Source organism: Bacillus sp. SRI_025 (genome assembly GCF_057592095.1).
Window position 1 is genome coordinate 140,560 of the sequence record NZ_JBYEGB010000001.1, and the last position, 15,513, is coordinate 156,072.

At 40.2% G+C, this 15,513-nt stretch carries 15 protein-coding genes; 2 read left to right on the forward strand and 13 right to left on the reverse strand.

The features are described 5' to 3' along the window. Nucleotides 1–93 precede the first annotated feature (93 nt). The 4 genes from AC20OE_RS00780 to AC20OE_RS00795 form a co-directional block, all read right to left on the reverse strand. The gene (locus tag AC20OE_RS00780; RefSeq protein WP_257218413.1) at nucleotides 94–1,002 is read right to left on the reverse strand and encodes an alpha/beta hydrolase; all 909 of its coding nucleotides are present in this window, start codon (nucleotides 1,000–1,002) and stop codon (nucleotides 94–96) included. Nucleotides 1,003–1,227: 225 nt separating this feature from the next. Beyond that, nucleotides 1,228–1,656, reverse strand: coding sequence for a phosphate-starvation-inducible protein PsiE (gene psiE, locus AC20OE_RS00785; protein ID WP_039181241.1), 429 nt, complete (start codon nucleotides 1,654–1,656; stop codon nucleotides 1,228–1,230). A gap of 37 nt (nucleotides 1,657–1,693) precedes the next feature. Beyond that, nucleotides 1,694–3,001, reverse strand: a complete 1,308-nt coding sequence (locus AC20OE_RS00790; protein WP_487268032.1) for a HAMP domain-containing sensor histidine kinase — start codon at nucleotides 2,999–3,001, stop codon at nucleotides 1,694–1,696. Further along, a complete protein-coding gene (locus AC20OE_RS00795; RefSeq protein WP_059374981.1) occupies nucleotides 2,988–3,683 on the reverse strand; it encodes a response regulator transcription factor in 696 nt (231 codons plus the stop codon). The genes AC20OE_RS00790 and AC20OE_RS00795 overlap by 14 nt, the downstream gene beginning before the upstream one ends. A 250-nt stretch (nucleotides 3,684–3,933) precedes the next feature. On the opposite strand from AC20OE_RS00795, the gene AC20OE_RS00800 reads away from it, so the two are divergent. Beyond that, complete coding sequence (locus tag AC20OE_RS00800) at nucleotides 3,934–5,139, forward strand: DUF418 domain-containing protein (protein ID WP_099663634.1); 1,206 nt, start codon at nucleotides 3,934–3,936, stop codon at nucleotides 5,137–5,139. A gap of 77 nt (nucleotides 5,140–5,216) precedes the next feature. Here AC20OE_RS00800 and AC20OE_RS00805 read toward each other — a convergent pair whose 3' ends face one another. Next, on the reverse strand, nucleotides 5,217–6,149 hold the full coding sequence (locus tag AC20OE_RS00805; RefSeq protein WP_099663635.1) for a helix-turn-helix transcriptional regulator: 933 nt from the start codon (nucleotides 6,147–6,149) through the stop codon (nucleotides 5,217–5,219). An 82-nt stretch (nucleotides 6,150–6,231) separates the two neighbouring features. Here AC20OE_RS00805 and AC20OE_RS00810 point away from each other — a divergent pair, with 82 nt between their 5' ends. Then, entirely contained in the window at nucleotides 6,232–6,876 is a 645-nt protein-coding gene (locus tag AC20OE_RS00810) for an FMN-dependent NADH-azoreductase (RefSeq protein WP_099663636.1), read from the forward strand. A 162-nt stretch (nucleotides 6,877–7,038) separates the two neighbouring features. On the opposite strand, the gene AC20OE_RS00815 is transcribed toward AC20OE_RS00810, so the two are convergent. The 8 genes from AC20OE_RS00815 to AC20OE_RS00850 form a co-directional block, all read right to left on the reverse strand. Further along, on the reverse strand, nucleotides 7,039–8,907 hold the full coding sequence (locus AC20OE_RS00815; RefSeq protein ID WP_487268036.1) for an alpha/beta fold hydrolase: 1,869 nt from the start codon (nucleotides 8,905–8,907) through the stop codon (nucleotides 7,039–7,041). Nucleotides 8,908–8,964: 57 nt separating this feature from the next. Next, the gene (locus AC20OE_RS00820) at nucleotides 8,965–9,531 is read right to left on the reverse strand and encodes a TetR/AcrR family transcriptional regulator (protein WP_366204015.1); all 567 of its coding nucleotides are present in this window, start codon (nucleotides 9,529–9,531) and stop codon (nucleotides 8,965–8,967) included. 324 nt (nucleotides 9,532–9,855) lie between these two features. Next, nucleotides 9,856–11,253, reverse strand: coding sequence for a Fe-S cluster assembly protein SufB (gene sufB, locus AC20OE_RS00825; protein ID WP_017368012.1), 1,398 nt, complete (start codon nucleotides 11,251–11,253; stop codon nucleotides 9,856–9,858). A gap of 17 nt (nucleotides 11,254–11,270) precedes the next feature. After that, nucleotides 11,271–11,717: a Fe-S cluster assembly sulfur transfer protein SufU gene (gene sufU / locus AC20OE_RS00830; RefSeq protein WP_487268039.1), complete on the reverse strand. Its 447-nt coding sequence runs from the start codon at nucleotides 11,715–11,717 to the stop codon at nucleotides 11,271–11,273. After that, complete coding sequence (locus AC20OE_RS00835) at nucleotides 11,707–12,927, reverse strand: cysteine desulfurase (RefSeq protein ID WP_487268041.1); 1,221 nt, start codon at nucleotides 12,925–12,927, stop codon at nucleotides 11,707–11,709. The genes sufU and AC20OE_RS00835 overlap by 11 nt, the downstream gene beginning before the upstream one ends. After that, a complete protein-coding gene (sufD, locus tag AC20OE_RS00840) occupies nucleotides 12,927–14,240 on the reverse strand; it encodes a Fe-S cluster assembly protein SufD (RefSeq protein WP_024423399.1) in 1,314 nt (437 codons plus the stop codon). Before sufD ends, AC20OE_RS00835 begins: the two co-directional genes overlap by 1 nt. 18 nt (nucleotides 14,241–14,258) lie before the next feature. Beyond that, the gene (gene sufC / locus AC20OE_RS00845) at nucleotides 14,259–15,044 is read right to left on the reverse strand and encodes a Fe-S cluster assembly ATPase SufC (protein WP_007500355.1); all 786 of its coding nucleotides are present in this window, start codon (nucleotides 15,042–15,044) and stop codon (nucleotides 14,259–14,261) included. Nucleotides 15,045–15,257: 213 nt separating this feature from the next. Beyond that, a complete protein-coding gene (locus AC20OE_RS00850; protein WP_254965641.1) occupies nucleotides 15,258–15,392 on the reverse strand; it encodes a YuzK family famiily protein in 135 nt (44 codons plus the stop codon). Nucleotides 15,393–15,513 lie beyond the last annotated feature (121 nt).

Here is a 15,513-nt window from a genome sequence, read left to right on the forward strand (position 1 = left end):
ATTCTCATTATCACATTATGATTTTATCATAGAAAAGGATGGTGTCAATGTAAATTTTTAATTAAATGGGAGAGTATTGACTAGTTGTTCATACTAAATAGAAGGATTCCACATTTGGATCGTCCTGCCAATCTGTTTTCCCGATTCTAGTAAAATCGACAAATGGGTATGTCCTTCCAGCACTTGATAGACTGATTGTTTTTTGATTGGTTCTTTCGGCAGCTCATGATAGGGGAGAAATGTCTCGACGTCATACAGCTCATCCTTGCTGCCTACAAACATGCCATACGGCCGATCCATCTTCGCAAATTGTTTCTTAGGTGCAGATGGTGTTAAGGCAAGAGATAGATTGACGGTGATAGTCGTTAACAGAAGCGGATCCTGCTCAACTGCCCATGCAGGATAATGAAAACGTACCGCTTCAGAATGACTCATTAGACTCCCTTTTGTCATCGCAGACAGAATGAACTTCCATACTTGAACGGTGGCAAAAGGAATTTGATCAGCCCTTGCAGTACCTGATTTATAGCCAAATTCAGGTGCAATAAAAAAGTAACCGTCTACTTCTCTTTTTTTTGGCCAAGACAAGTAGTTAAGCAGCAGGCCTGCTCCCGAAGAATGACCACAAAGGTAGATGGCACCTTTATGATCCTGTTTAATGGCATCCACAACCTGCGACATATCTTGCCATACATCCGTGACACTAGGTGTATCCCCTTTTTTTCCTTGTGAATGGCCATGGCCTCTTAGATCAAGTAAAAATACATTTACGTGAAAGTCATGTTGCAATGTGTAAGCGATATGCTCATAACCAGCCAAACTATGAGCACCACCGCCATGAATCAAGATCACATTGGCCTGCGTCTTCTTTTCTGATAAAAAGGGATAATACGCAAGGCTTGTACCATCATGTGATGAAATGAATTGTCTTTCTGGAATATGTACAGAGGCTGCTTGCTGCATACTTGTAAACGAGAATGGTTCTGTCTTGGTGTGTGTCAATTGATTTCGCTCCTTTAGCCAGAAATGAGAATGACTAAACCGAATTAGTCATCCTCCTTCCTGCATCCTATTCATTCATATCCTGCAGAGGGAAGGTCTTACTTTTTCTAAAGCATACCATAAGAACATGTCAATAAAGTCGTGCTTTGTCAAACGCCTTTCATCATACTGTACATCTCTTTATGAATGATCAAAAGACGAACGTCCATCGTTCGTCTTCTTTCCTTACTTCACTTCCTCATGCTCTTGAGCAGCATCTCTTTTGCTCGCGATAAAGAGTGCACAGGTCATAGCAAGAATGGCCAGCGCCCACCAGAAGGTCGATACCGCCTCTTCATGATCAATGATAATTAAACGGATAACAGCTGTGATCCCTATATAAATAAAATAACGAAGTGGGAAATGAAAGTTAGATTTAAAGTATTTAATAATTAAGGCAATAAACTCAAAGTACATAAAGAAGATCAGCAGTTCCCCAAGCATTCCATAATAGCTTTCTCCTTTGTTAAACAGTGTCTTATAAACAAATTGGACAATGTACCATGTTTCACTGATTAAGAGAACACTTAAAGCGATGGCCAAAAAGAACAGACAGATATTGAGAAGGCCTTGTAAGAGATCAGGTATCTTTTGGAAGTTGTTGAATCGTTTCATTGAGTTGTCTCTCCATTCCAGTATATTCATTTGTTTTCTACATTTTGATGTTCCAAAATCGCAGCACGATGTAGTAAACGCCGTTCTTTTCCATCCTTTCAAACTGCCCGTGCATGCGGGACATCATTCGTTTGATGCTTCGTTCACCAAGTCCAGTACTTTCCTGCGAGTCATTTGTCTCGTTTATCGCATTGCTGATATGGATCTCAAAGATTTCTTGATCGGATAAAAACGTGAGATTGATATTCTTTTTGGGATCTGCGTATTTCCGTAAATTGGACATCACATTATCAAATACTCGGCCAAGCAGCTCGACATTCACATTGATATAGCTGTCAGGCAGTTCTCCTAAAAGATGAACCTTAAAGTTCTCTTGATGCAGAATGGCCACCTGATCTGACAGGAGATCGTAAATCACCTCTTTGACTGCAACGGTCTCAAGCTCAGATTCATGTTCTTTATCCAGCAGAAAATAGGCAAACAGATTGTCAGACAGATTTTTTAATTGCAGTGCTTTCCCGTAGGCACTCGCTATATATTGATCTTTACGGGTATCCGCTCCAGTCTCTTCTTTTTTCGCAAACTCCAGATTCATCATCAACGACGTCAGCGGTGTTCTCATATCATGGGACATTTCGGTGACCAAGCTGCGGCTCTCTTCTTGCAGTTCATCAATGGCTTGAAGCTTGTCTAAAAAGGCTTTTCGCAGATCCTCAATACTTTTGGCAATCATCGCTAATTCATCATGCCCTTTTACCGTCATCTCATAGTCCAGCTCTCCGCCTTCAAGAATATGAATCTCTTGATGAATCGTTTGCAGGTAGCGCAGACTTTTGCGAATGCCAAGAAGAACTATGAGGAGAAATATAAGCGTCGCCCCGAGCAGCTCGAGTGTAAAGGCAAGATCATGGTAGCGAGATGAATAGAAACCGTCCACCATGACGCGGCCTTTACCGTCGCTAAACTGAATCGGATACGAATGGTGTTCAGCGTACTGGGTCATCTTTTCTTTTCCGTACGCCGATTCATCGGCAGCGGAATAAATAGAGTCATATTGCAGCACTTGATCCTTGAAAATGGTCAAATTAATGTAATTCTCTTTTTTCACCCACTCGCCAAACGCTTTTCGATCCGTTGAAGACAGCTCATTCTCAGACACGTAGCGGCTGAATTTTTGTATATACTTGGCTGACTCCTGCTCGTAATACTCGTCTGAACTCAAATATCCATCGATCAAATCATTGGTGATCTTTTGCAGTGTCAAAAAGACAATACCACTTACGATTGCAGCCGCCAAAATCAACAGCGCCAGCTTTTTGGCCAGTGTATATTTACGATGTGCCAAATCGATATCCTCTTCCCCATTCGGTTTTGATATATACAGGGCGCGCAGGATCATCTTCAATTTTGGCACGAAGCTTTCGAATATGCACCATCACCGTATTGTTGGAACAATAGAAATAGGGCTGTCCCCATACGCTTTCATAAATATTTTGAGCAGAAAATATTTTGTTTCGCCTGCTCATGAGCAGCTTTAACATCCGATATTCTAGATCAGACAGCTTAATTTGCTGGTTTTCTTTCCATACTTCATTAAATTCTTCACTTACCCTCAGTTTGCCCCCAACAAGAAAGGTCTCTACCTGCTCCTTCTTTTCCTGATAGACGGTATACCTGCGTAATTGTGCAATGACTCTAGCATGAAGCTCCTCTTCTGAGAAGGGCTTTGTCATATAATCATCCCCACCGGCAAGTAATCCTTCAGTTTTATCGAATGTGCTCGACTTGGCTGTCAGAAATAGAATCGGAACGTTAGATGAAGCTCTTATGTGCTGGCACGTTTCGATGCCTGAGAGCCCTGGCATCATCACATCTAAAATCACCAAATCGAGCGAATCATCCACAACCTTCAATGCTTGCTCGCCATTCATCGCTCTTAACACCTCATATCCTGCACGTGTAAGGGATTCCTGCAGAAGTTCACCAATATCCTGATCATCTTCTACGACTAATATTCGATGGGTCATGTCTCTCACCTCATGTAATGTGATGTTCTTTCTTTTATGTCTTTACTATATATCATCTAGCTATGTGAAAAGATACAGCATAAACCTTAACAGTTTATGAAGTTGAGCATACGCCATCAATTTGTCACATTTATTTTCAAAAAATTGGATCTTCATAAATTGTTAAGAATTGAGCCGTATATTGATTCATTGTAAGGATCAATGAATTGATCCGAATGACATTTATCATAACAAGAAAAGGAGCATGGATATGAATGCAAACAAAGTAGCACACGGACAACCGATGAGTCTGCGAGAAAGGGTTCATTTCTTGGACATCGTACGAGGATTCGCCTTAATGGGGATTATTCTAGTCAATTACTTTTTGATCGTGGATTCGGCCAAGGGATTTGACATGCAGTCAAATGATGTCTTTCACAATGTGGTGAATTGGTTTGCCTCGGGGAAATTCATTACACTGTTTTCCTTTCTATTCGGGGTTGGTTTTATGATTTTTATGGACCGAGCTGCTCAGAAGGTTGACAGCCCAAACAAGCTGTTTGCACGCAGGTTAGCCATTCTCTTAGGAATTGGTCTCCTGCATGTCACCTTTGTTTGGATTGGTGATATTTTGACCCATTATGCTGCCGCTGGCTTTTTGTTACTTTTCTTTTATAAACGTAAAGCTAAAACCATCCTGTACTGGCTCATCACGCTCTTTGTGATTCAATTGCTCACTCCTTTTTTCACGATGCTGTTCAATACCGTTAACACAGTATCATCAGGCAAGCCGGATTTTGCTGACTTCGAGCTAGCCAGCCACAACAGCCTGACTTATCTAGCATCTATTGGTGACCGGTGGACAGATTTGGCCACAATGGCTTCTGGTTCATTTTCTATGATCTATTCTATGTTCCTCATGTTTTTACTTGGTGTGTATTTTGTGAAAATGGAGTTATTCAAAAACATGGGGGCGAAAAAAGCGATTTGGAGTCGCATTTGGATCATTTTCACAATCGCGTTTCTAATTACACAGAGCAGCACGATCATAGTAGCGGTCAATCCTTTTGAAAATACACTATTGGTGGACATAGCCTCTGTCCTTGAACAAAACGGCGGATTAACAGGCAGTATGTTCTATATGAGTACACTTGCGATGCTGTTTATTCACGTTCCTCAGCTGCGTGGTGCTTTGATGGTCTTTACCAAAGTCGGACGCATGTCACTGACCTGTTATTTGCTTCACTCCATCATTGGCACAATGCTATTTCTGAAATACGGAGCCGGACTTGCCAATCATCTTCAGCCAGCTGGCACGTTCATGATTGGGCTGGGGGTTTATGTCTTCCTAGTGCTCTTCAGTACACTATGGTTAAAGCGGTTTAAATATGGTCCGATGGAGTTTATTTGGCGTCAACTGACATATGGGAAGGTTGATGATAAATCGAAAACAAGCACAATGCATGTGGCGAAGTAAAAAAAGAGGCGAATTGCTATAATTCGCCTTTTTTAATAGGTGAAGTCTTTTGTAATTCAGAGACAATCTGTTCACTTTCAATACTTGTCAATCACTTCTCGTAATTGATTCAAATAACTTTCTTTCAATTCATCTGGGTATTCAATTTTCACATGTTTCCCGAATGACATCAAATAGTGTGTCATATATGATAATTCTTCTTGATTGTACCCACCCACAATATAAGGAATATGATCAACGATCTCCAATTTCATATTTGGGTAATGATGCTTTAAAAACTTTTCTTTTCCTTGTTCCGTTAATCGACATTTAAATGAGATATCATGATAAGTTTTTTCGTATTCGAGCTGCAGTTCTTTTAATTCTTCCTTCGTAAAGATGTCTTTGCCGTCTTCTTCAATCACCATGTCCTTCATAAAGTCACATCTATAGATGCCCCACTTTTTATTTTGAACATCATATGCTTGAGAAAACCAAATGCCATTTCGATAAAACAACTCAAGAAATTGCAGCCTGATCCATTTATTTTCATATTGAGTGTACGTCATCTTCACGATTTGATCTTTCATCATTGCCTGTAAAATCAATTCCAAATGATTTTGTTCACTAACTGATGCGACATTATAGTAATGAATCACATCCAAAGTCTCCGTAATCATTTGCTTTCTCTCATCAGACATTGTGGCAAACAACTTTTGCCGAATTTGTGAGTAGGATTTTTTAAATGGTGTTGCTGACACCAGGTTTAGCGCTTTAAGAGCGAAAAAAATAGCTTGGACTTCTTCTATATTGAAATAAATAGGAACCAATGGAGATTGATTCACCAGTCGATATCCTCCGTGTCTGCCAGGTTCAACGTAAAAAGCTAAGCCCATGGACTCTAGTTCTTCTATATCTCTTAAAGCCGTCCTTTTAGAAATGCCAAATTCGGATTGTAAATCCTTTAACTGAAAAGAGTGTTTATCGCTTAAAAAAATAAGTTCTTGGTTTAATCGTTCTGATTTTTTCATTTGTTTTCCCTCTTAAAAAGGTGCCTTCTTTTGTCACCTTTATCATTTATACTCAGCTTATCAAAAGAAAAGGAGCATGTACATGCAAACATTAATCATTAACGCGCACCCAGATTTCACTCATCGAGAAAGTTATTCAAACAAACTCCAAACACTATTTTTAGAACAGTTTAAAGAAAGGTTTCCTCATGAAGAACCAACCATTTTGCATTTATATGGAACTGAAATTCCTCGTATCGAAAAAGAACAGCTGCTAGGTATTTGGGATAAGCAAGCATCCGAACAAACATTAACGGCTACGGAAGAAAAAATCGCCGCTGCTTCATCTGCTTTATTGGCTCAATTCAAAGCACATCATCGAATTGTGATCGTGTCACCTGTTCATAATTTCAATGTGACTTCACGAATGAAAGATTATATAGATAATATCTTTATTGCGAGAGAAACGTTCAAATATACAGAAAGTGGTTCTGTTGGTCTGATGACTGACGATTATCGTGTACTTTTACTTCAAGCAAGCGGCTCAATTTTCACAAATAACGATCGATATACACCTCTGGAATTTTCACATCATTACCTAAAAGAAATATTCCAAAACTTGATGGGCTTTCAACAATTTCATATTGTCCGAGCACAAGGAACAGCGATTTTAGAGCAAGATGCGATCTTACAATCGGCATCTGATGATATGACGAAAACCTTAGATCAGTTTTATGCACCTAGTTAACTTCTATTTAATCAAAAAGACCCAAAACGAAAAATCGTGCTTTTTTTGATAAAAATCACCTTTTTCGTTTTAGGGTGCTATAAAATCTTTCAGTTGATGTGTATCGGCGAGACCCCAAGCACTCAAGCACTGCGACTTCATTTCAATTACGACATACTTTATTTATCCCACACTCTCATCTGCTAGTATACTATTTTTTATAACCAATGCTGCTGTTTCACTCGGATGGCTAAGAGGAAAATGATGACCATATGGAACAAAATCAACCTTACCAAGATGCGATGGAGCAGAATAGCCTTTGTCATACTCCCCCCAAATCATGTGAAGATTATGCTTTGTTTCTTCATTGAAATCACCGTGATCGTTTTTCAAAAGTAACTGGTTAAGCTGAACCGTCGTATTTAAAATTCTAGGAGACGTAAAGCTGTTTCTGATTTTTTCAATATAATGTTCAGGGATGCTCTCCGCCCTTTCAAACAAACCATTACTTAATAAATAACGCTCTATCATTTTAGGAGTTGCTAATTTTAAAGACCATTTGTTCATCCATTGAGGAACATTTAGCGATTTAGCATTTTTTTTAGCAACTGGCGGCTGAAGTAAAGTGATTGAATACTTCTTATCTATGTACCCTTGTCCCAATGCTTCCAGTAGAATAAACGCACCGAATGAATGGCCAATTAGATGTGCACCATTAGCCGCTTTCTCCAATAACTTTTTCACTACATTCAAATAGATATCTAGAAGATGTTTCTCTCGTTTAAATGGCGAACGCCCCAAACCTGGAAGATCCAAGATCCATACAGGCTGACCCGTTTTTTTATGAAGCTCTTGTGCTAAAGGAAATAAATCCTCTCCATCACTCAATAAACCATGTAATAAAATAAAAGGTTTCCCCTCTCCGTGTAATTGGTAAACCGTATTGTTATCGCATAATGTTCGCTCAAATAAATGATGATGCTCACCATGTTGATCCATCATTCGATAATCCAGATCAGCTACTACGGCAGGTAAAAATTTCATGACGCTCGTCTTCTTAAACCAATCTCCTCCCATTATATTTTTCACTGAAGCATTTGAAAATGTTCGTTTAGTCATAAAATTGAGTCCATCAGAAGGAATGTTTGTTATTTTACTTACTCCACTTTTCATCATTGCTTTCATAAACGGCATTGGGACAGAGATTTTTGGTGCTCTCATATTCATACTTTCCGACATCACACTTAATAATTCAGCAATGTTCTGATCATGCTCTTTGTCGTCAACAAGTGTATATGTTTGAATAGCGGGCTGTTCGATCCTGAGAACCTGCACAATAAATTTTGCAAACTCATCGTTTGAAATCAGTGGCAGCCTATATCCCTTACCTCCAGGAATCACTGGCATGAGCCCTCTTCGTATACTTGTCACAAGCAAACCTAATCCTGCTATCTGCTCTGTACTCCCTGTTTTACTACTGCCGACGACAGTTGGCGGATTAATGACAGACAGCGGATAACCTAGTGCTGACGCCTGTTGACGGATATAAAGGTCTGCTAAAAATTTTGTTCTCTCATATGGATTTTTGATTTTCAAATAATTGTTTCCTTCTTTAAACACATCAATGGCAATTTTGCTATTTTCATCATCAAAGGGACTCATATAACCGACAACATGAATAAATTGCTGCAAGCCCTTCAATTGATGAATATTTTTAGCTAATTCACCAATATATTTGGCGCCATTTAAAAAGACAGAAGCTGCCTCTTTACTTGTCGCTTGAATATCCATGGGGCCTCCTGCGTGAATCAGCACATCTGTTTTCAACACCATCTTCATATCTTTAGCACTTAGACCTAAATCTATTTTCGTTAAATCACCTTCAATAAAGTGCATCACTTCCTGTTTTAAAATGCCTCTTTCTTGAAAAATACGTGTTGCTTTACTTTTCGACCTCACTAAAAGAAGAATGTTCACATCCTCTTTGGCTAATTCTTCGACTAATTGCTTTCCAATAAAGCCTGTTCCACCTGTTAAAAATACTGTTTTCATATAAAGTCTCCCTTTTAGTACTACTTAGTACTAATTTGATGTAAAAAAAATGCTTCTTTATCGAAGCAAGTTAAATAAATGATCTGCTGTTTTCGAGATGACAGTAGCATCCTTCAATGTTTCTGAAATAAATAACGCTCCTTCAAGATTTGTAATAAAAAGTGATGCCACCTCATCAATCTGAATCGTATTTCGGAATTCCCCGCTCTCTACCCCTTGTTTCAGCAATAGAGAAACTTTCTTTTGTAATCCTGTAAAAAAAAGACCTATTTTTTCTTTTATTTGCGTGGCCTGTGCAGGACTTTGAATATAAAGAGTAATAAATGGACAGCCGCCCTTATACTCTCTCGACTGAACTCCTTTTGATAATTGCTTTAAAAACATTTGGATACGATCTTCAACTGAAAATTGGGTCTGAGAAATTACGTCGTCTATTGCAGCTTGATACATGTCAATCCAATAATCAACGACCCCTGCTAATAATTCCTCCTTATTAGAAAAGTGATAATACACATTAGACTTTGACACTTTGCTTACACGAACTAATTCATCCATACTTGTATAAGCAAACCCTTTTTCCAAAAATAATGTTGCAGCTACTTCAAGCACACGTTTTTGATTCATTAATTTTACCTTTGTCATAATTAGAACTATACAGTACTAATTTAAATGTTGCAAGTATTTATGTTCATTTAGAAATAAGTTTGATTCCACAGAAAAATATGATGGCTTTAATGATGATGATATTGGAGGGATGGATCTGACTTCACGAACTAAATACATCTGTCGTTTCTTCAGGAATGTGAGTAAGAGCCATTTGTTGATGATGAACACTGGATACTTCTCCACATTTACATAAAAAAACACAACGCCATGAAGGCTTAATTAACAAGTGGTATCACTCGAAATTAAATGCCTTCAAAAAGCGTTGTGCATCAATGTTTTTTGTTAACCAATAGAACCTTCCATCTCAAATTTAATCAAACGGTTCATTTCAACGGCGTATTCCATTGGCAGTTCTTTTGTGAATGGCTCGATGAAGCCCATGACGATCATTTCTGTTGCTTCTTCTTCAGAAATTCCGCGGCTCATCAAGTAGAATAGCTGTTCTTCTGATACTTTCGATACCTTCGCTTCGTGCTCTAATGAAATGTTGTCGTTTAAGATTTCATTGTAAGGAATTGTATCAGATGTTGATTTGTTATCCATGATGAGTGTGTCACACTCGATGTTTGAGCGTGCACCTTCTGCTTTGCGTCCGAAGTGAACAATCCCGCGGTACGTTACTTTACCGCCTTGTTTCGAAATTGATTTCGATACGATCGTTGAAGATGTGTTTGGTGCAAGGTGAATCATTTTTGCACCTGCATCTTGGTGCTGACCTTTACCTGCAAGGGCAATACTTAATGTCATACCACGAGCGCCTTCACCTTTTAGGATGACTGCTGGGTATTTCATTGTCAGCTTAGAACCGATGTTTCCATCAATCCATTCCATTGTTGCATTCTCTTCACAAATCGTACGTTTTGTGACAAGGTTGAAGACGTTGTTTGCCCAGTTTTGAATCGTTGTATAACGGCAGTAGCCGCCTTTTTTGACGATGATTTCAACAACCGCACTGTGAAGTGAGTTTGTTGTGTAAACTGGAGCTGTACAGCCTTCTACGTAATGCACATGTGCGCCTTCGTCAACGATGATCAGTGTACGCTCAAACTGACCCATGTTTTCAGAGTTGATACGGAAGTATGCTTGAAGTGGAGTATCTACTTTTACGCCTTTTGGTACGTAGATAAATGAACCACCAGACCATACAGCCGAGTTAAGCGCAGCAAATTTGTTGTCAGTCGGAGGAATGACTTTTGCCCAGTGCTCACGGAAGATGTCTTCGTTCTCTTTTAATGCGCTGTCTGTATCTTTAAACACAATGCCTAGATCTTCAAGGTCTTGCTTCATGTTGTGATACACAACTTCAGATTCATACTGAGCAGATACACCTGCTAAATATTTTTGCTCTGCTTCTGGGATACCAAGCTTATCAAAGGTTTGTTTGATTTCTTCTGGTACTTCATCCCAAGAACGCTCAGAGCGCTCTGATGGCTTTACGTAGTACGTAATTTCATCAAAGTTTAATGCATTTAAATCTCCGCCCCATTGTGGCATCGGCATGTTGTAAAAGTGCTCAAGAGATTTCAAACGGAAGTCGAGCATCCACTGAGGCTCTTCTTTCATACGAGAAATTTCTTCAACGATCTCTTTTGTCAGTCCGCGCTCTGAACGGAAAATGGAAACGTCTTTATCAGAAAAGCCGTATTTATATTCACCAACATCTGGCATTTTTTTAGCCATCCATTTTCACTCCAATCTTATGATTTGCCGTTATCTTCGGCAGATGCGCCTTTTTCAAGCGCCTTCCAGGATAATGTTGCACATTTGATGCGGGCTGGGAATTTTGCCACTCCCTGCAGCGCTTCAATGTCACCAAGATCAATGGAATCGTCGTATTCTTTTCCTTGCATCATATCGGAGAAAATCTGAGACATTTTCAAAGCTGTTTCAATATCTTTCCCTTTAATCGCCTGCGTCATCATTGAGGCAGATGCCATCGAAATCGAGCATCCTTCTCCTTCAAATTTCGCATCAGTGACTTTTTCGTCTTCGATTTTCATCGTGAGACGAATACGGTCACCACACGTTGGGTTGTTCATATCGACAACAATGCTGTCGTTTAACACACCTTTGTTTCTCGGATTTTTATAATGATCCATAATCACTTGTCTGTACAGTGTGTCTAAGTTTACATTAAAAGACATTCGTAAAATACTCCTTTGTCTTACGGAGCGCTGCAATCAGTTTGTCAATCTCTTCTTCTGTATTATACAGATAGAAGCTTGCTCTTGCAGTCGCTGATACACCAAGCCATTTCATGAGCGGCTGTGCACAGTGGTGTCCAGCACGAATGGCGACACCTTCCGTATCTAGAACAGTTGACGCATCATGCGGATGGACGTCGTCTAAGTTAAACGTCACAAGCCCAGCTCGGTGCTGCGGTCCATAAACAGTCGCACCATCAAGCTCCTTAAAGCGCTCAAGCGCATAAGTGGCAAGCTGATGCTCGTAACGGCTGACTTCCTCCATACCGATGTCATTTAAGAAGTCAATTGCTTTTCCTAGTCCAACTGCGCCAGCAATAATCGGTGTTCCCGCTTCAAATTTCCACGGCAGCTCTTTCCATGTGGAATCATACAGATCCACAAAGTCGATCATTTCACCGCCAAACTCAGCAGGCTCCATATTATTCAAAAGATCCTTCTTCCCGTAAAGCACACCGATGCCAGTCGGTCCACACATTTTATGCCCAGAGAATGCGAAAAAGTCACAATCTAGATCCTGAACATCAATTTGCATGTGCGGGGTGCTTTGTGCACCGTCGACGACAATGATTGCCCCATGTTCGTGGGCAATTTTGGCGATCTCTTTAATTGGGTTGATGGTTCCTAATACGTTTGAGACATGTGTGACAGCGACGATTTTCGTTTGATGTGTGATCGTTTGCTTCACATCTTCAAGCGATAGCGTGCCGTCTTCCTGTAACGGAATGTATTTCAATGTGGCGCCAGTTGCTTTCGCTGCTTGCTGCCAAGGGATGATATTCGCATGATGCTCCATATGCGTAATGACAATCTCATCGCCTTCTTTGAGATTGTCTCTAGCATAGCTGATCGCCACTGTGTTTAGTGCAGTCGTTGTACCTCTAGTAAAAATAATCTCCTGGACAGATGAAGCACGGATGAATGCACGAACTTTCTCTCTCGCACCCTCGTATGCGTCCGTTGCTCTTGTGCCAAGGGTATGAACACCCCGGTGGACGTTCGAGTTGTAAGACCGGTAATACTCATTCATTGCATCAATGACCACTCTTGGTTTTTGAGAAGTCGCTGCACTGTCCAAATACACCAAATCATGTCCGTTCACTTGCTGATGAAGGATTGGAAATTGCTCACGAACGTCTTTGATATTCATTATTTTACTTTCCTTTCAATTACAGAAATCAGCTGCTTTTTAACTCCTTCAATCGGCAGTTCTTTCACAACTGGATTTAAGAAGCCGTAAATCACAAGTCTTTCTGCATCTTCTTTGGAAATTCCGCGGCTCATGAGGTAGTACAATTGAATTGGATCGACACGTCCAACAGAAGCAGCGTGCCCTGCTGTCACATCATCTTCATCAATTAAAAGAATTGGGTTTGCGTCACCGCGTGCTTTCTCACTTAGCATGAGGACACGTGATTCCTGCTCTGCATTTGACTTTGTTGCGCCATGCTCGATTTTGCCAATTCCGTTAAAGATAGAGGATGCTTGATCCTTCATCACACCATGCTTCAAGATATACCCTTCAGAGTTTTTACCGAAGTGGATGATGCTTGTTGTAAAGTTTTCAGTTTGGTTTCCTCGACCGACAACAACTGATTTCGTATCACCAAATGTACCGTCGCCCATCAGTTTTGTGATGTTTTCAGATACGACGTCTCCATCATTCATCAGACCAAGCGCCCATTCGATTTTACTGTCACGGCCATTAGCCATGCCGCGTCTGTTCACATAGACTGTGACACCTTCTGCAAGGTTATCTACAGCACCGTATGTGACGCGGGCGTTTGCACCTGTGAACACTTCAGAAACGATATTGAAGATCGCTTCTTCCGGTTTTGCTGTACTGATGTAGTTTTCTACATATGTCACAGCACTATGATCGTCTGCTACGACGATGACATGGTTGAACAATGTCGTTTCGTCATTTTCATGAAGATAAACAGCTTGAATTGGTGCTTCAAGCTCAACGTTTTTCGGAACATAGAGGAAAGCTCCGCCATTGACTAAAGCAGCGTGTAAAGCTGTTAGTTTATGCTCATCCACTTTCACTGCATCTGTCATGAAGTATTGTTTCACTAAATCTCCATGCTCACGAATTGCTGTATGAAGATCCGTGAAGATCACACCTTTGTCTTTCGCTTCAGCTGAAAGAGACAAATAGGCCGGCGTTTGATCACGCTGAATGTAAACTGTCTTATCTGTGTCCTCTAAATCAATAAGAGATTTCACTTCTTCTGGAAGCTCTTCTAATGATCCAAATGGTGCACTTTCGACTGTATGCTGTTTGAAATTCGTTAAATTCCATTTTGAAATATTCGTTTTGTCAGGCTTTGGCATTGGGAGGTCTTCTGCTTTTTCAAGAGCCTGTAAGCGAAGGGAGCTCATCCATGCCGGTTCCTGATGCTTCTCGGAGAAGCTTTTGACATAATCTTGATCTACTGATAATTTCGTTTCTAATGTCATCAATAATCCTCCTAACGCTTACGCTTCTTGACCAACAGTTTCGTCTTCAATTCCTAACTCTTTTTTAATCCAATCATAGCCTTCTGCTTCTAGACGCTGTGCGAGTTCTGGTCCACCAGATTTCACGATACGACCTTGCATCATAACATGAACGTGATCTGGTGTGATGTAGTTCAGTAGACGCTGATAGTGAGTGATCATTAAGCAGCCGAAGCTTTCGCCGCGCATTTTGTTAATTCCTTTAGAAACAACTTTCAGGGCATCGATATCAAGACCAGAATCGATTTCGTCAAGGATGGCGATCTTTGGTTCAATCATCATTAATTGAAGAATTTCGTTGCGTTTTTTCTCCCCGCCTGAGAAACCTTCGTTTAAGTAGCGCTGTGCCATATCTGGATCCATTTCAAGGAACTCCATGTTTTCGTCCATTTTGCGGATGAATTTCATAAGAGAGATTTCATCGCCTTCTTCTCTGCGTGCGTTAATAGCAGAACGAAGGAAGTCAGCATTTGTAACACCGCTGATTTCAGATGGGTATTGCATCGCAAGGAAAAGACCAGCTTGAGCGCGCTCATCTACTTCCATTTCAAGGACATCTTCGCCATCAAGCAAGATGCTGCCTTTTGTTACTTCATATTTAGGGTGACCCATAATTGCAGCAGATAAAGTAGATTTACCTGTTCCGTTTGGTCCCATTACTGCGTGGAATTCTCCACCTTTTATCTCGAGGTTTACACCCTTTAAGATTTCTTTCCCTTCAATCTCAACGTGCAAGTCCTTAATTGTTAATGTCGAAGCAGTCATATATCGATACCTCCAAAATAATCATTATTCTCAATTTATTCTCATTCTAATTTTATAACAAATTAAAACTGAATACAACACATTCACGATAAGCGTGAGAGGATGCTCTCAAAATTCTAACAAAAAAAGCAGGTAGATAAAAGGATTTATGTCGAAAAGACTGTTTTCATAAAGAAAGGGCGGGAAACTGTTCTCCCCGCCCCTCAGCTATTATTAGCCTCTTATATTCATTTTTGCGAGCTGTCTTTTCTCATCTCGATAGGACTGCTCTCGTTTATATTCCACTTTCATCCTTAAGTCATGGTCTCTTTCGTACTCTGCATAGCTCATGCCATGAGCTTGATGCATGGCCTTTTCCATCTCGGCGGTATAATCCAATCCCAGTGTACTATGGTCCGAACAAATAATAAACCATTCCCTTCCTTGAGTATAGCTTTATTGTAGCAAACGTATGCGGCTTCACTCAAAA